The organism is Pseudomonas sp. HD6422 (assembly GCF_025377065.1).
Classification (GTDB): domain Bacteria; phylum Pseudomonadota; class Gammaproteobacteria; order Pseudomonadales; family Pseudomonadaceae; genus Aquipseudomonas; species Aquipseudomonas putida_U.
This window is the reverse complement of record NZ_JAHWIW010000001.1, coordinates 103,149-122,030: the sequence shown is the minus strand read 5'-3', so window position 1 is coordinate 122,030 and position 18,882 is coordinate 103,149. Positions and strand designations below refer to the sequence as shown.

The window sequence follows — 18,882 nt, the reverse complement described above, 5'->3', positions numbered from 1 at the left end:
AGCGCCGCGCGGGCGGCGCTCGATCTCACAGGCGCTGAATATCTTCCGACGACCAACAAAAAACCCGTACTGTCACCAGCACGGGTTTTCGGTCAAACCAGAACGATCAACGCTCCAGCAGAATCCGCAGCATGCGCCGCAGCGGCTCGGCAGCGCCCCACAGCAGCTGGTCGCCAACGGTGAACGCGCCCAGGTACTGCGAACCCATGTTCAGCTTACGCAGACGGCCAACCGGGATGTTCAGGGTGCCGGTGACCTTGGTCGGGCTCAGCTCCTGCATGCTGATCTCGCGCTGGTTCGGCACCAGCTTGACCCATGGGTTGTGCTGGCTGATCAGGCCTTCGATGTCGGCCAGCGGCACGTCCTTGTTCAGCTTGATGGTCAGCGCCTGGCTGTGGCAACGCATGGCGCCGATGCGCACGCAGATGCCGTCGACCGGGATCGGGCTCTTGAAGCGACCGAGGATCTTGTTGGTCTCGGCCTGGGCCTTCCATTCCTCGCGGCTCTGGCCGTTGGGCAGCTCCTTGTCGATCCACGGGATCAGACTACCGGCCAGCGGCACGCCGAAGTTTTCGGTGGGGAACGCTTCGCCGCGCATGGTCTCGGCGACCTTACGGTCGATGTCGAGAATGGCACTGGCCGGATTGGCCAGGTCATCGGCAACGGCAGCGTGAATGCCGCCCATCTGCTTGATCAGTTCGCGCATGTTCTGCGCGCCGGCACCGGAGGCCGCCTGATAGGTCATGGCGCTCATCCACTCGACCAGGCCGGCTTCGAACAGGCCGCCCAGGCCCATCAGCATCAGGCTGACGGTGCAGTTGCCGCCGATGTAGTTCTTGGTACCGGCGTCGAGCTGCTGGTCGATGACCTTGCGGTTGACCGGATCGAGCACGATGACAGCGTCGTCCTGCATGCGCAGCGACGAGGCGGCATCGATCCAGTAACCCTGCCAGCCGGCTTCACGCAGCTTGGGGAACACCTCGTTGGTGTAGTCGCCGCCCTGGCAGGTCAGGATCACGTCGAGGGTCTTGAGCTCTTCGATCGAATAGGCGTCCTTGAGCGGAGCAATATCCTTGCCCACGTTCGGGCCCTGGCCACCTACGTTGGAGGTGGTGAAGAACACCGGTTCAATAAGGTCGAAGTCCTGCTCCTCCAGCATCCGCTGCATGAGCACGGAACCGACCATACCGCGCCAACCGATCAGACCTACACGTTTCATCGCAACTACACCTTTGCTAAAAGTGGGCCGCCACCGGGAGTTTGGGGTGGCGGGCCAGAGAGATTACAGATTCCGCAGCGCGGCGACTACTGCGTCGCCCATTTCTTGCGTACCGACCTTGCGGCAACCTTCCGAGAAGATGTCGCCAGTGCGCAGACCCTGGTCCAGGACCAGACTGACCGCTTGCTCGATGGCCTCGGCCGCCGCCTGCTGATTGAAGCTGTAGCGCAGCATCATCGACACCGACAGGATGGTCGCCAGCGGGTTGGCAACGCCCAGGCCGGCGATGTCCGGTGCCGAACCATGGCAAGGCTCGTACATGCCTTTGTTATTGGCATCCAGGGACGCCGAGGGCAGCATGCCGATGGAACCTGTGAGCATGGAAGCTTCATCCGACAGGATGTCACCGAACATGTTGTCAGTCACCATCACGTCGAACTGCTTCGGTGCGCGCACCAGCTGCATGGCCGCGTTGTCGACGTACATGTGGCTCAGCTCGACATCCGGATAGTCCTTGGCCACGTCCTCGACCACTTCACGCCACAGTTGGCTGGACGCCAGGACGTTGGCCTTGTCCACCGAGCACAGCTTCTTGCCGCGCACGCGGGCCATGTCGAAGCCGACGCGGGCGATGCGGCGCACTTCGCTTTCGCTGTACGGCAGGGTGTCGTAGGCCTGGCGCTCGCCGCCTTCGAGTTCGCGCTGGCCCCGTGGGGCGCCGAAGTAGATACCGCCGGTCAGCTCACGGACGATAAGGATATCCAGGCCCGAAACGATTTCCGGCTTGAGCGACGAAGCGTCGGCCAGTTGCGGGTAGAGGATGGCCGGACGCAGGTTGGCGAACAGACCCAGTTGCGAGCGGATCTTCAGCAGACCGCGCTCGGGACGGATGTCACGCTCGATCTTGTCCCACTTCGGGCCACCCACGGCGCCCAGCAGCACGGCGTCGGCCTGGCGAGCACGCTCCAGGGTCTCGTCGGCCAGCGGCACGCCGTGCTTGTCGATGGCCGCGCCACCGATGACGTCGTGGGTCAGGCTCAGGTCGAGGCGGAACTTGTCGTTAGCCACCTCCAGCACCTTGACCGCCTCGGCCATGATTTCCGGGCCGATGCCATCACCTGGGAGAATCAGAATCTGCTTGCTCATGCTTTCCTCTATTCATTCAAGCGGCGCGGCCGAGCTGGCCACGCCGAACCGTATCTTGTTACGAGCGCTGGCGCTCGGCCCACAGCACCAGCACATCGGTGCTGAACGAGCCGTCGGCTTCGATCTGATAATACTGCCGGACTTCCTCGCCCATGGCCTGCTGCAACTGGCGAATGGCTACACGCAGCGGCTCCGGGGTGCGCATGCGCTCGACCCAGCTGGAAAACTCCAGGCGCAAGGCTTGGCGCGTGTGGCTGCGCACATGCAAGCCCGCCTCGCTGACCTGACGCTGCCACTCGGCGGCAGAATAATCGCGAACGTGGCTGGTGTCGCGCAGCACTTCCACAGTCTGCAGGTAGGTGTCGAGCAACGGGCTGCCCGGTGACATCACGTCGACGAACGCGGCCACGCCGCCCGGCTTGAGTACCCGGCGCACTTCGCGCAGGGCCAGACCCAGATCGCTCCAATGATGCGCCGAATAGCGGCTGAAGACGAAGTCGAACGAGGCATCGGCGAACGGCAGGCGTTCGGCGGCGCCGCACTCGGTGGTGATATTGCCCAGCCCGCGATCGGCGGCTGCGGCGGCCACCACGTCGAGCATCGATTGCGACAGGTCGTAGGCGACCACCTCGGCAACCAGCGGCGCGACATGGAAGCTGACATGCCCGGCACCACAGCCCAGGTCCAGAACACGGGCGCTGCCCTGCCCCGCCAGCTCGGCCTGCAGCAGGGCGAACTCGTTGCCCTGGGCGTGCACGGCGCTGCTGAGGTAGGCACTGGCCTGTTCGCCGAACTGGCGTTGGACCACATCGGTGTGATTGGTGCGGGTCATGGGATCAATCCTTTAGATATTCACTGCCAAGACCGGCCCTTTCGCGGGCAAGCCCGCTCCCACAGAAGCAACGCAGATGCTGTAGACAGCACTTTACCGTGGGGGCGGGATTGCCCGCGAAGAGGCCAGCGAAATCAACTACGAACTTCAGGCATCGCGGAACAGCCAGGGCTGCCCGGCGCGGTGCTTGCCTTCGAAGGCCTTGATCGCGTCGCTGTCCTGCAGGGTCAGGCCGATGTCATCGAGGCCATTGAGCAGGCAGTGCTTGCGGAAGGCGTCGACTTCGAAGTGCAGCACCTTGCCATCCGGACGGGTCACGGCCTGGGCCTGCAAGTCGATGGTCAGCTGGTAGCCTGGGTTGGCTTCGACCTGCTTGAACAACTCGTCGACTTCCTCATCGCTGAGAATGATCGGCAGCAAGCCGTTCTTGAAGCTGTTGTTGAAGAAGATGTCGGCGAAGCTCGGCGCGATCACGCTGCGGAAACCGTATTCGTCCAACGCCCACGGGGCGTGCTCGCGGCTCGAACCGCAGCCGAAGTTCTCACGGGCCAGCAGCACGCTGGCGCCTTGGTAACGGGCATGGTTGAGCACGAAATCCTGGTTCAGCGGGCGCTTGCTGTTGTCCTGGTACGGCTGGCCGACATCCAGGTAGCGCCACTCGTCGAACAGGTTGGGGCCGAAGCCGGTACGTTTGATCGACTTGAGGAACTGCTTGGGGATGATCTGATCGGTGTCGACGTTGGCACGATCCAACGGCGCGACGAGACCGATGTGCTGGGTAAAGGCTTTCATGCTGCACTCCCTTGGATCAACTCGCGGACATCGATGAAGTGGCCGGTCACCGCGGCAGCGGCAGCCATGGCTGGGCTGACCAGGTGGGTACGACCACCAGCGCCCTGGCGCCCCTCGAAGTTGCGGTTGGAGGTGGACGCGCAGTGCTCGCCACTTTCCAGGCGGTCCGGGTTCATCGCCAAGCACATCGAACAGCCAGGTTCACGCCATTCGAAACCGGCCTCGAGGAAGATCTTGTCCAGACCTTCACGCTCGGCCTGGGCCTTGACCAGACCGGAGCCCGGCACCACCAGCGCCTGCTTGACGTTGGCGGCGACCTTGCGGCCCTTGGCGATCTCGGCAGCGGCGCGCAGGTCTTCGATACGCGAGTTGGTGCATGAGCCGATGAATACGCGATCGAGCTTGATGTCGGTGATCGCCTGATTGGCGGCAAGACCCATGTACTTGAGGGCCCGCTCGATCGAGCCACGCTTGATCAGGTCCGGTTCGGCAGCCGGGTCCGGTACACGTTGGTCGACGGCCAGAACCATCTCCGGCGAGGTGCCCCAGCTGACTTGCGGCTTGATCTGCGCGGCATCGAGCTCGACCACGGTGTCGAACACCGCGTCGGCATCGGACACCAGGCCTTTCCAGGCCTGCACCGCCTGCTCCCACTGGGCGCCCTTCGGCGCATACGGACGACCTTCGACATAGGCGACGGTAGTCTCGTCCACGGCCACCAGGCCCACGCGGGCGCCGGCTTCGATGGACATATTGCAGATGGTCATGCGGCCTTCCATCGACAACGCGCGAATGGCGCTGCCGGCGAATTCCATGGCATGGCCGTTACCACCGGCAGTACCGATCTTGCCGATCACGGCGAGCACGATGTCCTTGGCGGTGACGCCAGCAGGCAATTGGCCTTCGACACGCACCAGCATGTTCTTCATCTTCTTGGCGACCAGGCACTGGGTGGCGAGCACGTGCTCGACCTCGGAGGTGCCGATGCCATGGGCCAGGGCGCCGAAGGCACCGTGGGTCGAGGTATGCGAATCGCCGCAGACCACGGTCATGCCCGGCAGGGTCGCGCCTTGCTCAGGGCTGATGACGTGGACGATGCCCTGGCGTTCGTCGTTCATCTTGAATTCGACGATGCCGTACTCGTCGCAGTTCTCGTCGAGGGTCTGCACCTGCAGGCGCGACACCTGGTCGACGATTGCGTCGATGCCACCCTTGCGCTCTGGCGTGGTCGGCACGTTGTGGTCCGGCGTGGCGATGTTGGCATCGATACGCCACGGCTTGCGGTTGGCCAGGCGCAGGCCCTCAAAGGCCTGGGGCGAGGTCACTTCGTGGATGATATGGCGATCGATGTAGATCAAGGACGAGCCGTCATCACGGCGCTTGACCTCATGGGCTTCCCAGAGTTTGTCGTAGAGCGTTTTGCCAGCCATCAGACTGTTCCTCATCAGCGTCTTTCTATGCCAAAGACCCCTTGGCTTGTACGGACGATGCTATGGGGTTAGATTGAATAACTCAAATTCATAATTTTTATACTTTGGATAACCAACAGGAATTCAAACCATGGACCTGGCCAACCTCAGCGCCTTCATCGCCATCGCTGAAACCGGCAGCTTCTCCGGCGCTGCGGAGCGCCTGTTCCTGACTCAACCGGCCGTCAGCAAGCGCATCGCCGGCCTGGAGCAGCAACTGGACGTGCGCCTGTTCGACCGCCTCGGCCGCGAAGTGACACTGACCGAGGCCGGACGCGCCCTGTTGCCCCGTGCCTACCAGATCCTCAACGTGCTCGATGATACGCGCCGCGCCCTGACCAATCTCACCGGGGAGGTGAGCGGTCGCTTGACCCTGGCCACCAGCCATCACATAGGTCTGCACCGCCTGCCGCCGCTGCTGCGCGCCTTCACCCGCGAGTACCCAGCGGTGGCGTTGGATATTCAGTTTATGGATTCGGAAGCGGCCTACGACGAGATTCTCCATGGTCGCGCTGAGATCGCCGTCATCACCCTGGCACCAGAGCCGCACCACCTGGTCAAGGCAGTGCCGGTCTGGGATGACGCCCTGGACTTCGTCGCCGCCCCCGAACACCCGCTGGCGCGTAATGGACAGGTCGGCCTGGAGGATGTCGCCCGCCACCCGGCGGTGTTTCCCGGCGGCAATACTTTCACCCACCACATCGTCCAACGCCTGTTCGAAAGCCAGGGCCTGACGCCGAACATCGCCATGAGCACCAACTACCTGGAAACCATCAAGATGATGGTCTCGATCGGCCTGGCCTGGAGCGTCCTGCCCCGCACGATGCTCGATGAACAGGTCGCTCCCATCGCCTTGCCCGGCATACAACTGTCGCGCCAGCTAGGCTACATTTTGCACACGGAGCGAACGCTATCGAATGCGGCGAGGGCCTTCATGGCCCTGCTCGACAGCCACGCAGGGTCCGCCTGACCGGTCGTCAGCTCGGCAGTTCCAACTCAAGGACGCGTTTCAAGCCAAAGGTCTGGTATCGATGCCCAAATCAGCAAAACGCTTTCCGCGCCTGCCGCGCATTCCTGCGGTCGACCCCCAGGAGTCGGAGCAGGCCTGGCAGAATGCACCACAGCTGCTTGCTGCCTTGAACGGCGCTCGCCTGGGGGCCTGGCTGTGGGACATCGAAAGCGGCCGGGTGAGCTGGTCGCGTGGCACCCAGGCGCTGTTCGGCTTCGATCCACAGCAGCCCTTGCCCAAGGACATCGACTACCTCGACTTGCTGCCCGAGGAAGACCGCGCCCGCACCCGTCAGGCTTTCCAGGCCGTGGTCAATGGCGAACCGGTGGTCCAGGCCATGCGCCACCGCATCCGCTGGCCTGATGGCACCCTGCACTGGCTGGAAATCAACGGCAGCCTCACCCACGACCGCCACGGCCGTCCCCAGATGATCGGCGTGATTCGCGAGATCACCCGCCAGCGTGAGCGCGAAGCTGCGCTGATCAATTCGGAAAAGCGCTTCGCCACACTGTTCCACCTGAGCCCCAACGCAGTGCTGCTGACCCGCCGCCACGACGGCATGATCTTCGACGTCAACCAGCACTTCGAGGACATGCTCGGCTGGCCAGGCAGCCAGGTCATCGGCAAGACCAGCCTGGAGCTGGGCTTGTGGGCCGATCCCGAGCAGCGCCACCAGGTGATGGAGGCGACCCGCGCCGGCAGCGGTCCGGTCAGCCTCGAAGTCCGGTTCCGCGCCAGCTCCGGGCAGATCCACGACGGCATCCTGTGCACTCAGGGCATCGAGTTCGAAGGGGTGACCTTCCTGCTCAGCACTTTTGTCGACACCACCGATCGCAAACGCGCCGAACAGGCGCTCAAGGACAGCCAGGAGCGCCTGGACCTGGCCCTGGACTCGGCGCAACTGGGCACCTGGGACTGGCATATACCCAGCGGCATGCTTTACGGCTCGGCGCGTGCCGCGCAACTGCATGGCCTGGACCCGATGCCCTTCCACGAATCGTTCGACGCCTTCTTCGAAGGTGTGCCCGAGCAAGAACGCAACAACATGCGCCAGGCCTATCGCAGCCTGCGTGAGGGCCCCGCGGGCAACTACCAGATCACCTATCGGGTGCAGTTGGAAAATGGCGCTTCGCGCTACATCGAGAGCCGTGCCCGCCTCTACCGTGACGAACATGGGCAGCCGCTGCGCATGGCCGGCACCCTGCTGGACATCACCGACCAGGTCGAGCGGGAGCAACGCCTGAGCGCTTCGGAAGAGAAGTTCGCCAGCCTGTTCCAGGTCAGTCCGGACCCGATCTACGTCACTCGCCAGGACACCGGCCAGTTCATCGAAATCAACCCGGCGTTCACCCAGACCTTCGGCTGGAATGCCGAACAGGTGATCGGCCGTACCGCCGACGAGCTGGGCCTGTGGGCAGAGCCCTCCGAACGCAGCCAGCGTATCGAGCAGGTCATTCGCGAGCAGGCCTTGAGCAACGTTGCCGTGACCCTCAACCACCGCAACGGCTCGCCCCTGACCTGCGTCATCTCCAGCCGTCTGATCAGCGTCGACGGCCAGCCTTGCAGCGTCACCACGCTGCGCGATATCACCCAGCAGCAACGCGCCGAAGCGGCACTGAAATCCAGTGAAGAGAAGTTCGCCAAGGCTTTCCACTCCAGCCCTGACGCCATCACCATCACCGAACGCCTCAGTGGCCGCTACCTGGAGGTCAACGACGGTTTCACCCGCCTGACCGGCTACAGTGCCGCCGAAGTGCTCGGCCGCACGGTGTACGAGCTGGGCATCTGGGCCGACGAAAAGCAACGTGCGGCACTGCTCAACGAACTGTATGAGCACGGTCGCGTGCACCACCGGGAAATGCTCGGGCGAAACAAGCACGGCGACATTCTCACCGTCGAAGTCTCGGTGGAGCCGATCAGCCTCAACGCCGTCGACTGCCTGCTGCTGACCGCCCGCGACGTCAGCCAGCTGAAGAACGCCCAGGCGCAGATCCGCCACCTGGCCTACCACGACCCGCTCACCAACCTGCCCAACCGGGCCCTGCTGATGGACCGCCTGAGCCAGCAGATCGCTCTGCTCAAGCGCCACAATCAGCGCGGCGCCCTGCTGTTTCTCGATCTCGACCACTTCAAGCACATCAACGACTCGCTCGGACACCCGGTGGGCGACACAGTGCTGAAGATCATCACTGCTCGTCTGGAAGCCAGCGTGCGCCTGGAAGACACCGTGGCGCGCCTGGGTGGGGACGAGTTCGTGGTACTGATCGGCGGTCTCGAAGGCGGCCGCGACGCAGTCGAGGACAAAGTCCGCGAATTGGCCGATACCCTGCGTGAACTACTGGCCGAACCCATGTCGCTGGACGGCCAACGCCTGCAGGTGACGCCGAGCATCGGCGTGGCGCTGATTCCCGATCACGGCGTGACCCCGGCCGACCTGCTCAAGCGCGCCGATATCGCGCTGTACCGAGCCAAGGATTCGGGGCGCAACACTACCCAGCTGTTTCATAACACCATGCAAAAAGCTGCCAGCGAGCGGCTACGCATGGAAAGCGACCTGCGCCTGGCACTGGCCCGTGGCGAACTGGCCCTGCACTTCCAGCCCCAGGTGGATGCGCGTGACAATCGTATCGTCGGGGCCGAGGTTCTGCTGCGCTGGCACCATCCGCAGCTGGGCCAGCAACCCCCGGCGCAGTTCATCCAGGTCCTTGAGGAAAGCGGCCTGATTCTCGAAGTGGGAAGCTGGATCCTCGACGAAGCCTGCGATGCCTGCGCACATATGCTGCTCGACGGCCTGATCGACGCCGAGACCTTCAGCCTGTGCGTGAACATCAGCCCGCGGCAGTTTCGTCAGAACGATTTCGTCGAGCGGGTGCTGCGCAGCCTGGACGACTATGGCCTGCCGCGGCGCATGCTCAAGCTGGAAATCACCGAAGGCATCGTGATCCAGAACCTCGAGGACACCATCAGCAAGATGCGCGAGCTCAAGCGCTATGGGGTGAGCTTCGCCATGGACGACTTCGGCACCGGCTATTCCTCGCTGACCTATCTCAAGCGCCTGCCGGTGGATGCCCTGAAGATCGACCAGACCTTCGTTCGCGATGCTCCCCTGGACCCCAACGACGCAGAGATCGTCCGCGCCATCGTCGCCATGGCACGCAGCCTGGGCCTGGCGGTCATTGCCGAAGGGGTCGAGCTGACCGAGCAACTGGAGTTCCTCGAACGCCAGGGGTGCTACCTGTACCAGGGCTACCTGCACAGCCGGCCGTTGCCGCTGGTAGCGTTTCGGCAGTTGCTGATGGAGGCGCCAGCGGACTACTGAACGACGAAAAAAGGGCACCCGAAGGTGCCCTTTCGCTCATCCCGCTGAGATCAGTTCAGCGCTGGCTTTTCGCCATTGATGGGGATGCGCTTGGCCTTGGCTTCTTCCGGCACGATACGCAGCAGGTCGATGCTGAGCAGGCCGTTGGCCAGGCCGGCAGACTTCACTTCGATGTGGTCAGCCAGGCGGAACGACAGCTTGAAGGCGCGCTGGGCGATACCCTGATGCAGGTAGGTCACTTCGGCGCCGTCGTTTTCGCGCTTGCCACCGGTGACGGTCAGGACGCCTTTCTCGACTTGCAGGTCGAGGTCCTGTTCCTGGAAACCGGCTGCGGCAACCACGATGCGATAGTGGTCATCGCCATGTTTTTCAACGTTGTAGGGAGGGTAGCTGCTACCCGCCTCGTTACGTGCCGCGGATTCGAACAAGTCGTTGAAACGGTCGAAACCAACGGAATGGCGGAACAGTGGAGCGAGAGAGAAAGCACTGGTCATGGTCATAAACTCCTGAGATTCAGCAAGTAAGTCATTACGCGACCCGACTTCGGCATCGCGTACTCAAGAGATAGGGTCAGCAGGAGGGGTTTCAAGGGGGGGTGCAAAAAAATTGTGCTTTGGCTCGCCTGATCGGGCCTCTTCGCGGGCAAGCCCGATCAGGCAACACATTCCTCGAATGCACTCTGCTCGACCCCCAGCAACCGGCTGATCCGTGCGCAATCATCCTCTCGCCGCAGTTCGGCGAACAACACCACCGCCTCGGGATAGCTGCGGGTCAGCATCGCCAGCCACTGCTTCATCCGCCCCGGTGCATAGCGCGGCGACAGCTTGACCTGGGCTTGGCGCCAGAATTCGCGCAGCAGCGGAAGCAGGTCGTCCCAGCGCAGCGGCTGGTAGTCGCGTCCGTCACGCGCAGCGGCGATCTGCAGGGCCAGGTCGGGGCGCGATACCAAACCGCGACCGAGCATGATGTCCTCGGCACCACTGACCTCGCGACAACGCCGCCAGTCGTCAACGGTCCAGATCTCGCCATTGGCGAACACCGGCACCGCCACCACATCCTGGACCCGCGCCACCCACTCCCAATGGGCTGGCGGCTTGTAGCCCTCGACCTTGGTCCGCGCATGCACCACCAAGTGCGCCGAACCGCCCTCGGCCAGAGCCGTGGCGCACTCCAGCGCACCGTCCGGGCTGTCGAAGCCCAGACGCATTTTCGAGGTGACCGGAATATGCGCCGGCACCGCCCGGCGCACTTCGCGGACAATGGCATGCAACAGCTCAGGCTCCTTGAGCAGCACCGCGCCGCCGCGGGACTTGTTCACCGTCTTGGCCGGGCAACCGAAGTTCAGATCGATCACCGGCGCCCCCAGCTCGCAGGCAAGCGCGGCGTTCTCGGCCAGGCACACCGGATCCGAACCCAGCAGTTGCACGCGCATCGGCACGCCAGCTGCCGTACGCGCACCCTGGCGCAGCTCCGGAGCCAACTTGTCGAAGGACGATGCCGGCAACAGCCGGTCGCAGACGCGAATGAACTCGGTGACGCACCAATCGATGCCGCCCACACGGGTCAGGACGTCGCGCAGGATGTTGTCGACCAGCCCCTCCATCGGGGCCAGGGCAATTTGCATGGGAGGGACTCGCCGGAAAAAGCGGCAGTCTAACAAAAAATGCCGGCGGTTCAGGCGCCGATCAGCGCCGGACCGTAACCGTCGATGAACTCCGCCGGCATGCGCCGAGGCTTGCCACTGGAAAGCTCGATGCAGGCGAACGTGGTCTGCGCCCGCAGCAGCGTCACGCCGTCGCGCGGGCGCATGAGCTGGAAGCGCCGGGTCATGCGCAGGCGCTGGTCCCAATCGATGATCCAGGTCGCCAGTTGCAACTCGTCGTCCTCGTAGGCAGCCGCGAGGTAGTCGATTTCGTGGCGCACCACCGCCATGGCCCGATCCAGTCGGCGGTACTCGGCCAAATCCAGGCCCAGGCGCTGGGAGTGGCGCCAGGCGCAGCGCTCCAGCCAAGTGACGTAGACCGCGTTGTTGGCATGGCCAAGGCCGTCGATGTCCTCGGTGCCGACACGCAGGTCGATGATGAATGGCGTTGCCAAATCCCAGCTCATGCCCACTTCCTTAACCCGATGTCCGATTCATGGGAGTTGCGAAGCAGCAGAGTGTAACGGAAGCTCAGGCAGTTTGCCGTGCCGGAGCACTGGCTTCGGCCAGCAGTTCGAGCACGGCTTCGCCCAGACGCGGGTCGGCGAGCACACGCTGGTGGCCGCCTTCCTGCAACAGCAACAAGCGACTGTCGAACCAGGCCTGATGAATCAACTGCGCCTCCTCGGCCGCCACCAGGGCATCGTCGGCGGCATGCACCACCAGGCCCGGCAGGTCCAGTTGGTAGGCGCTGACATCGAGACGGCCGATCTGCATGCCGACATCCCGCTCGATCTGGCGGATGAACGCCGCCCTGGCCCGGGCCGGCAGGCCCAGGCGCTGGGCGAAGCCACGCAGCACACCGAGCAAACGCGCCGGCGCGGCGATACTCACCGCCGCCTCGGTACGCAGCCCCATCTGCAGGGCCAGCAGCACGCTGGCACCGCCCATGGAATGACCGATCACCGCACGCAACGGCGGCAACTCGGCCGCTGCCTCAAGCAACGCGCGGGCAAACAGCACCACATGCGCCTGCCGCCCGGGCGAGCGCCCATGGGCCGGACCTTCCAGCGCCACGACAGTGTGTCCGGCCTGCACCAGCCTCTCGATCAACGCGGCAAATTGGGTGGGTCGGCCTTCCCAGCCGTGCATCAACAGCACCGTAGGTCCTTGCCCCCAGCGCAAAGCCGACAAGCCGAAGCGCAGGGTGATGCGCTCGGCCGAGGCCAGCAGAGGCAGCTCCCAGGGCTTGGGCGGCAGATTGCGCGGTGTCATGAAGGCTTGGCGCATACGTCCGGCGATATGCTCCGGCACCAGGTGGCCTAGCGTGCCGTTAACGCCGCGGATCCAGTTCAAGGTTGTCATCGTCGTGCTCCCCACTGAAAAGAGTCAGATCACCGCCGACTTGGCGGCCCGCAGGATGCGATCAGACAGCTCGCCCGTGCCAAGCGCTCGCGCCAGGGCCAGGCCACCGATCATCAACGCCAGATCGGCCAAGGCGGCATCGGCTTCTTCGGGGCGGTCGACCATCTGCGCGGTCATCAACTCGATGTGTTCGGCCAGCGCTTCGCGAAATGCTTCCGGCAGTCGCTTCATTTCACCCAGGGCATTGGGTAGAGGGCAGGCGTGCACTTCGGCATCACGGTGCTTGCGCGACAGATAGAAGGCCGACACCAGCGCTCGCCGTCCCGCCCCATCCAGGCTCGGATCAACCTGGGCCAGCAGCGCTCGGCGCTCGCGGAGTAACTGGCTGAAAGCCTCGAGCATCAGCTCGTCCTTGCTCTCGAAATGGGCATAGAACCCGCCGACGGTCAGGCCCGCCGCCCCCATTACCTGGCTGACACTAGGCTCGGCGGGGCCATGTTGGATCAAGGCCGCCTGGGCCGCCTCGAGGATGCGCTCCCGGGTCTTGCTCTTCTTGTCGCTCATGGACCGGTTTCTCGAACAAATATGATGATCGAAATATTATTCCCATAATATTTTTTCGCAAGCACTGTTTCGCACCGGCGACCAACGGCAATCATCGACAGAAAAAGGAGAACTTTCGAAGGCGCAAAAACAAAAGGCCCATTCAATAAGCGAATGAGCCTTCAAAGCCCCGCAAAACGCGGGAAAAAATTGGCGTCCCCTAGGGGACTCGAACCCCTGTTACCGCCGTGAAAGGGCGGTGTCCTAGGCCACTAGACGAAGGGGACGTAACCTTCGCGAAGATTCACATTCATGAACCCTGGCAGAAATGGTGGAGCTAAGCGGGATCGAACCGCTGACCTCCTGCATGCCATGCAGGCGCTCTCCCAGCTGAGCTATAGCCCCGAAAACAAAAGGCTCATCCAATATGCGAATGAGCCTCTTAAAGCCCCGCAAAACGCGGGTAAAAGTGGCGTCCCCTAGGGGACTCGAACCCCTGTTACCGCCGTGAAAGGGCGGTGTCCTAGGCCACTAGACGAAGGGGACGTAACCTTCGCGAAGATTCACCTCAGTGAACCCTGGCTGAATTGGTGGAGCTAAGCGGGATCGAACCGCTGACCTCCTGCATGCCATGCAGGCGCTCTCCCAGCTGAGCTATAGCCCCGGATTTCTAGCCTCTCGGCCCAGCGACGTCGAACATCGCTTGTGCAAAACTGGCGTCCCCTAGGGGACTCGAACCCCTGTTACCGCCGTGAAAGGGCGGTGTCCTAGGCCACTAGACGAAGGGGACGAACCTTCTTACCTTCAAGACCCGGTTGCTGGACCCGGTCTTGCTTGCCAGCCGTTGACTGCCAAGCGGAATTTGGTGGAGCTAAGCGGGATCGAACCGCTGACCTCCTGCATGCCATGCAGGCGCTCTCCCAGCTGAGCTATAGCCCCACAATGTCGCGTTGAACCGAATCGCCGGCTGGGTGCCTGGCACTTCGTTTTCGTTCATCGCTGTGGACGGGGCGCATATTAAGATCGGATTGCAGGGCTGTCAAACGAATTTTTCAAAATATTCAAAAATTTTTGCACAGATAACAATCACTTACCGCCCTGCCCCACGGTGTCAGAGCACCACGTCCTCCTGTAGGAGCGGGTTTACCCGCGAATGCTGTGCCGAATACACCATCGTATTCGCGGGGCGGCACCGTCCTACAGGGTTCAGTGCAAGATGGGACGAAGCCGTCAGGCGATATTGGCCAGCAGCTTTTCCCATTCCTTGTTTTCTTTCTTCGACACACCACCGAGCAGATCCAGGGCCTGACGCAGGCGGTAGCGAGTCAAGTCTGGCCCCAGGATTTCCATGGCATCGAGTACCGAGACCGAGCTGGCCTGTCCGGTAATGGCAGCGAACATCAGCGGCATGGCGTCACGCAGCTTGAGCTCCAACGCCTCGACCACCGCCTGGATACAACCGGTGATGCGGTCCTTCTCCCACTGGCGCAGGCTCTCCAGCTTCCAAAGGATCAGCTGCATGACCTGGCGGACCTGGTCGGCGGACAGCTTCTTGCTCTCGAACAGCTTGGCATCGAGCTTCAGCGCGCCTTCGAAGAAGAAGCCGCCCAAGGGGGCGATCTGGCTGAAGGTTTCGACGCGGCCCTGCACGTGCGGGGCGATCTTCATCATGTAGTCGCTGTTGAACGCCCACTGCTGCACGCGCGCGGCGAACGCTTCTACCGGCAAATCACGCAGCCATTGACCGTTGAGCCAGGAGAGTTTCTCGATGTCGAAGATCGGACCACCCAAGGAAACACGCGACAGGTCGAAATGCTCGACCATCTCGGCGAGGGAGAACTTCTCGCGCTCGTCCGGCATCGACCAGCCCATACGACCCAGGTAGTTGAGCATGGCCTCGGGCATGAAGCCCATGCGCTCGTAGAACGTCACCGACGTCGGGTTCTTGCGCTTGGACAACTTGCTCTTGTCGGGATTGCGCAGCAGCGGCATGTAGCACAGCTTGGGTTGTTCCCAGCCGAAGTATTCGTAGAGCTTGATCAGCTTGGGCGCCGATGGCAGCCACTCTTCGCCACGCAGCACGTGGGTGATGCCCATCAGGTGATCGTCTACCACGTTGGCCAGGAAGTAGGTCGGCAGGCCGTCGTTCTTCATCAGCACCTGCATGTCCATGCGGTCCCACGGGATCTCGACGTCACCGCGCAGCATGTCCGGAACCACGCACACGCCTTCGCTCGGTACCTTCATGCGAATCACATGGGGCTCGCCGGCAGCCAGGCGGCGCTGCACCTCCTCGTCGCTCAGCAGCAGAGCGCGACCGTCGTAGCGCGGAGTCTCGCCACGGGCCATCTGCTCGGCGCGCATCTGCTCCAGTTCCTCGGCGGTGCAGAAGCAGTAGAACGCATGGCCGGCATCGACCAGTTGCTTGGCGTACTGGGCGTAGATCTCGCCCCGCTCGCTCTGCCGGTAAGGGCCGTGCGGGCCGCCGACGTCCGGGCCTTCGTTCCACTCGATGCCCAGCCAACGCAACGCATCGAAAATCTGCTGCTCCGACTCACGTGTGGAACGCAACTGATCGGTATCTTCGATACGCAGGATGAACTCACCGCCATGCTGCTTGGCGAAGCAGTAGTTGAACAGGGCGATGTAGGCGGTGCCGACATGGGGGTCGCCAGTGGGCGATGGCGCAATACGCGTGCGAACGGTGGTCATGGAAAGTCTCGGACGAAAGATGAAACAAAGGCGGGATGTTAGCAGGGAGCGGGCCTTTCGCTCCAGCAATGGCGCGAACGTCACTTGCCGACATACGGTAGGCGGCAGTTAAATTTGCTTACACTTCCCGAAAGATAGCCGTCATGCCTACCCAACTCAAACGGCGCCTGCTGATCTTCTTCGCCCTGGTGGCGGTGATCGCCCTCGCCTTTCTCGCGCACTGGTACGTGCGCGGGCGTTTCTTCGAAAGCACCGACAACGCCTACGTACAGGGCGAGATAACGCGGATATCCAGCCAGCTTGCAGCACGTGTCGAGGAGGTCCGCGTCGACGACAACCAGCACGTGCGCCAGGGCGAGCTCCTGGTACGCCTGGAAGCGGCCGATTTCCAACTGGCCGTGGAACGAGCCCGCGCCACCCTGGCCACCCGCGAAGCCGAACATGCCCAGGCCGAGAGCCGCCTCACCCAACAGGACAGCCTGATCGCCGCGGGGCGTGCTCAGGTAGCCGCCAACCAGGCCACCTTCGATCGCTCGCGACTCGACCTCAACCGCGCCCAGGCCCTGCGCAAGCCGGGCTTCGTGTCCGAGGAGAGGGTCACCACCCTGTCAGCGGAAAGCCATGTCGCCGGCTCGCAAGTCGACAAGGCCCGAGCCGATTTGCAGAGCCAGCGCCAGCAGGTCAATGCCCTTACCGCCGAACTCAAGCGGCTCGATGCGCAAATCGCCACGGCCCGCGCCGACCTGGCGCAGGCCGAGCTGAATCTGAATCGCTGCGAGATCCGCGCGCCGATCAGCGGCACCATCGGCCAGCGCAACGCACGCACCGGCCAAGTCGTGCAGGCCGGCGCCTATCTGCTGTCGATCGTGCCGGACGAAGCCATCTGGGTGCAGGCCAACTTCAAGGAAACCCAGATCGGTCGCATGCACCCAGGCCTGCGCGCAGAGCTGACGTTCGACAGTTACCCCGACACGCCAATCGTTGGCCGGGTCGACAGCCTGTTCGCCGCCTCCGGTGCGCAGTTCAGCCTGTTCGCCGCCTCCGGTGCGCAGTTCAGCCTGCTGCCGCCCGACAACGCGACTGGTAACTTCACCAAGGTCGTACAACGAATCCCGGTAAAGCTGACTTTCGCCACCGACAATCCGCTGCATGGGCGCATCCGTCCGGGCATGTCGGTGACCGCCACGGTGGACCTGCGCCCGGAGAACGAAGACCACGATGGCCGGTGACCAACTGCTCAGGCCAACCGCCGAGCCGACCCGCCGCGACTGGATCGCGGTGATGAGCGCGATGCTCGGCGCCTTCATGGCGGTGCTGGACATCCAGATCACCAACTCCTCGCTCAAGGACATCCAGGGCGCACTGTCGGCCACCCTGGAGGAAGGCTCGTGGATTTCCACGTCGTACCTGGTAGCCGAAATCATCATGATTCCGCTGACCGCCTGGCTGGTGCAGTTGCTCTCGGCACGACGGCTGGCGGTGTGGGTGTCGGCGGGTTTTCTGCTGTCGTCGCTGCTGTGCTCCATGGCCTGGAATCTGGAAAGCATGATCCTGTTCCGTGCACTACAGGGTTTTACCGGCGGCGCGCTGATCCCGCTAGCGTTCACCCTGACCCTGATCAAGCTGCCCGAGCACCACCGCGCCAAGGGCATGGCGATGTTCGCCATGACTGCTACCTTCGCACCTTCCATTGGCCCCACCCTGGGCGGCTGGCTGACCGAAAACTGGGGCTGGGAGTACATCTTCTACATCAACATCCCGCCTGGGCTGGTGATGATCGCCGGCCTGCTGCACGGCCTGGAGAACAAGCCGGTGCACTGGGAGCTGCTGAAAAGTACCGACTACGCCGGCATCGTCACGCTTGGCCTGGGGCTGGGTTGTCTGCAGGTGTTTCTCGAGGAAGGCCACCGCAAGGACTGGCTGGAATCGCACCTGATCGTCGGACTGGGCAGCATTGCCCTGATCAGCCTGATCACCTTCGTCATCCTGCAGTTTTCCAAGCCGCAACCGCTGATCAACCTGCGCATACTCGGGAACCGCAACTTTGGCCTGTCGAGCATCGCCAGCCTGGGCATGGGGGTGGGTTTATATGGCTCGATCTACCTACTGCCGCTGTACCTCGCCCAGGTACAAGGCTACAACGCCCTGCAGATCGGCGAGGTGATCATGTGGATGGGCGTACCGCAGCTGTTTCTGATCCCGCTGGTACCGCTCCTGATGAAGGTGATTTCACCCAAGGTCTTGTGCGCGATCGGCTTTTGTCTGTTCGGTGTCGCCAGCTTCGGCTCGGGGGTGCTCAACCCGGACTTCGCCGGACCGCAGTTCAACCATATCCAGGTGGTGCGGGCCATTGGCCAACCGATGATAATGGTGACCATCTCGCTGATCGCCACAGCCTACATTCAGCCCCAGGATGCCGGCTCGGCGTCGAGCCTGTTCAACATCCTGCGCAACCTGGGCGGTGCCATCGGCATTGCCTTGCTGGCCACCCTGCTCGATGCGCGCACCAAGGTCTATTTCGATTATTTGCGTGAAGCGCTGGTACCCAGCAATCCGCAGGTGGCCGAGCGCCTGTCGCTGCTGAGCGAGCGGCTGGGCAGCGACAACGCGGCATTGGCAAAGCTCAGCGAGATCACCCACCAACAGGCGCTGATCATGGCTTACAACGATGCGTTCCACCTGGTCGGAATCGGGCTGGCGGTGAGCATGGTGGCCGTATTGCTTACGCGAACATTACCGCAGGGATTGAAGGCTGGCGGCGGCCATTGATCCGCACGCCCCGGTCCAAGAGCGGCCTTGCGCACCACAAGGCCGCCCCAACGGCGTGAACGCTC

General features: G+C 63.1%; 15 protein-coding genes and 6 tRNA genes. 4 read left to right on the top strand and 17 right to left on the bottom strand.

Annotated elements, in window-relative coordinates:
* Nucleotides 1-106 precede the first annotated feature (106 nt).
* The 5 genes from asd to leuC form a co-directional block, all read right to left on the bottom strand.
* Nucleotides 107-1,219 (bottom strand): aspartate-semialdehyde dehydrogenase, encoded by a 1,113-nt coding sequence (asd, locus tag KY379_RS00670; protein ID WP_261240268.1) that lies wholly within the window; start codon nt 1,217-1,219, stop codon nt 107-109.
* A gap of 63 nt (nt 1,220-1,282) precedes the next feature.
* Entirely contained in the window at nt 1,283-2,365 is a 1,083-nt protein-coding gene (gene leuB, locus KY379_RS00665) for a 3-isopropylmalate dehydrogenase (protein ID WP_261240267.1), read from the bottom strand.
* A 58-nt stretch (nt 2,366-2,423) separates the two neighbouring features.
* Entirely contained in the window at nt 2,424-3,197 is a 774-nt protein-coding gene (locus KY379_RS00660; protein ID WP_196173414.1) for a class I SAM-dependent methyltransferase, read from the bottom strand.
* A 147-nt stretch (nt 3,198-3,344) separates the two neighbouring features.
* Nucleotides 3,345-3,989: a 3-isopropylmalate dehydratase small subunit gene (gene leuD / locus KY379_RS00655; protein ID WP_133332185.1), complete on the bottom strand. Its 645-nt coding sequence runs from the start codon at nt 3,987-3,989 to the stop codon at nt 3,345-3,347.
* On the bottom strand, nt 3,986-5,419 hold the full coding sequence (gene leuC / locus KY379_RS00650; protein ID WP_133332184.1) for a 3-isopropylmalate dehydratase large subunit: 1,434 nt from the start codon (nt 5,417-5,419) through the stop codon (nt 3,986-3,988). Before leuC ends, leuD begins: the two co-directional genes overlap by 4 nt.
* Nucleotides 5,420-5,549: 130 nt before the next feature.
* On the opposite strand from leuC, the gene KY379_RS00645 reads away from it, so the two are divergent.
* The gene (locus KY379_RS00645) at nt 5,550-6,428 is read left to right on the top strand and encodes a LysR family transcriptional regulator (protein WP_133332183.1); all 879 of its coding nucleotides are present in this window, start codon (nt 5,550-5,552) and stop codon (nt 6,426-6,428) included.
* Between the two features lie 61 nt (nt 6,429-6,489).
* Complete coding sequence (locus KY379_RS00640) at nt 6,490-9,786, top strand: PAS domain S-box protein (protein ID WP_133332182.1); 3,297 nt, start codon at nt 6,490-6,492, stop codon at nt 9,784-9,786.
* A 50-nt stretch (nt 9,787-9,836) separates the two neighbouring features.
* Here KY379_RS00640 and KY379_RS00635 read toward each other — a convergent pair whose 3' ends face one another.
* The 12 genes from KY379_RS00635 to gltX all read right to left on the bottom strand — a co-directional run bounded on the left by KY379_RS00635 (nt 9,837) and on the right by gltX (nt 16,048).
* Complete coding sequence (locus KY379_RS00635) at nt 9,837-10,280, bottom strand: Hsp20 family protein (protein ID WP_133332181.1); 444 nt, start codon at nt 10,278-10,280, stop codon at nt 9,837-9,839.
* 158 nt (nt 10,281-10,438) lie between these two features.
* Nucleotides 10,439-11,410 (bottom strand): tRNA dihydrouridine synthase, encoded by a 972-nt coding sequence (locus tag KY379_RS00630; protein ID WP_261240264.1) that lies wholly within the window; start codon nt 11,408-11,410, stop codon nt 10,439-10,441.
* A 50-nt stretch (nt 11,411-11,460) separates the two neighbouring features.
* Nucleotides 11,461-11,895: an acyl-CoA thioesterase gene (locus KY379_RS00625; protein ID WP_261240263.1), complete on the bottom strand. Its 435-nt coding sequence runs from the start codon at nt 11,893-11,895 to the stop codon at nt 11,461-11,463.
* Nucleotides 11,896-11,959: 64 nt separating this feature from the next.
* A complete protein-coding gene (locus KY379_RS00620; protein ID WP_133332178.1) occupies nt 11,960-12,793 on the bottom strand; it encodes an alpha/beta hydrolase in 834 nt (277 codons plus the stop codon).
* Nucleotides 12,794-12,817: 24 nt separating this feature from the next.
* The gene (locus tag KY379_RS00615) at nt 12,818-13,357 is read right to left on the bottom strand and encodes a TetR/AcrR family transcriptional regulator (RefSeq protein WP_133332177.1); all 540 of its coding nucleotides are present in this window, start codon (nt 13,355-13,357) and stop codon (nt 12,818-12,820) included.
* Between the two features lie 190 nt (nt 13,358-13,547).
* Nucleotides 13,548-13,623, bottom strand: a tRNA-Glu gene (locus tag KY379_RS00610).
* Nucleotides 13,624-13,665: 42 nt separating this feature from the next.
* Nucleotides 13,666-13,741, bottom strand: a tRNA-Ala gene (locus KY379_RS00605).
* Between the two features lie 65 nt (nt 13,742-13,806).
* Nucleotides 13,807-13,882, bottom strand: a tRNA-Glu gene (locus KY379_RS00600).
* Between the two features lie 42 nt (nt 13,883-13,924).
* Nucleotides 13,925-14,000: transfer RNA gene (locus KY379_RS00595), tRNA-Ala, on the bottom strand.
* A gap of 50 nt (nt 14,001-14,050) precedes the next feature.
* Nucleotides 14,051-14,126: transfer RNA gene (locus tag KY379_RS00590), tRNA-Glu, on the bottom strand.
* 73 nt (nt 14,127-14,199) lie between these two features.
* Nucleotides 14,200-14,275: transfer RNA gene (locus tag KY379_RS00585), tRNA-Ala, on the bottom strand.
* A gap of 291 nt (nt 14,276-14,566) precedes the next feature.
* A complete protein-coding gene (gltX, locus tag KY379_RS00580; RefSeq protein ID WP_133332022.1) occupies nt 14,567-16,048 on the bottom strand; it encodes a glutamate--tRNA ligase in 1,482 nt (493 codons plus the stop codon).
* 143 nt (nt 16,049-16,191) lie between these two features.
* Between gltX and KY379_RS00575 the strand changes: the two genes are divergently transcribed.
* Complete coding sequence (locus KY379_RS00575) at nt 16,192-17,277, top strand: HlyD family secretion protein (protein WP_261240260.1); 1,086 nt, start codon at nt 16,192-16,194, stop codon at nt 17,275-17,277.
* 49 nt (nt 17,278-17,326) lie between these two features.
* On the top strand, nt 17,327-18,817 hold the full coding sequence (locus tag KY379_RS00570; RefSeq protein ID WP_261240275.1) for an MDR family MFS transporter: 1,491 nt from the start codon (nt 17,327-17,329) through the stop codon (nt 18,815-18,817).
* The last annotated feature ends 65 nt before the right edge of the window (nt 18,818-18,882 follow it).

Bases quoted from the DNA above. Each gene is read 5' to 3' on its own strand.
- KY379_RS00625 (WP_261240263.1), bottom strand. From the start codon at position 11,895: ATGAGCTGGGATTTGGCAACGCCATTCATCATCGACCTGCGTGTCGGC.
- KY379_RS00620 (WP_133332178.1), bottom strand. From the start codon at position 12,793: ATGACAACCTTGAACTGGATCCGCGGCGTTAACGGCACGCTAGGCCAC.
- leuD (WP_133332185.1), bottom strand. From the start codon at position 3,989: ATGAAAGCCTTTACCCAGCACATCGGTCTCGTCGCGCCGTTGGATCGT.
- leuB (WP_261240267.1), bottom strand. From the start codon at position 2,365: ATGAGCAAGCAGATTCTGATTCTCCCAGGTGATGGCATCGGCCCGGAA.
- KY379_RS00645 (WP_133332183.1), top strand. From the start codon at position 5,550: ATGGACCTGGCCAACCTCAGCGCCTTCATCGCCATCGCTGAAACCGGC.
- KY379_RS00615 (WP_133332177.1), bottom strand. From the start codon at position 13,357: ATGAGCGACAAGAAGAGCAAGACCCGGGAGCGCATCCTCGAGGCGGCC.
- KY379_RS00575 (WP_261240260.1), top strand. From the start codon at position 16,192: ATGCCTACCCAACTCAAACGGCGCCTGCTGATCTTCTTCGCCCTGGTG.
- gltX (WP_133332022.1), bottom strand. From the start codon at position 16,048: ATGACCACCGTTCGCACGCGTATTGCGCCATCGCCCACTGGCGACCCC.
- leuC (WP_133332184.1), bottom strand. From the start codon at position 5,419: ATGGCTGGCAAAACGCTCTACGACAAACTCTGGGAAGCCCATGAGGTC.
- KY379_RS00630 (WP_261240264.1), bottom strand. From the start codon at position 11,410: ATGCAAATTGCCCTGGCCCCGATGGAGGGGCTGGTCGACAACATCCTG.
- asd (WP_261240268.1), bottom strand. From the start codon at position 1,219: ATGAAACGTGTAGGTCTGATCGGTTGGCGCGGTATGGTCGGTTCCGTG.
- KY379_RS00635 (WP_133332181.1), bottom strand. From the start codon at position 10,280: ATGACCAGTGCTTTCTCTCTCGCTCCACTGTTCCGCCATTCCGTTGGT.
- KY379_RS00640 (WP_133332182.1), top strand. From the start codon at position 6,490: ATGCCCAAATCAGCAAAACGCTTTCCGCGCCTGCCGCGCATTCCTGCG.
- KY379_RS00660 (WP_196173414.1), bottom strand. From the start codon at position 3,197: ATGACCCGCACCAATCACACCGATGTGGTCCAACGCCAGTTCGGCGAA.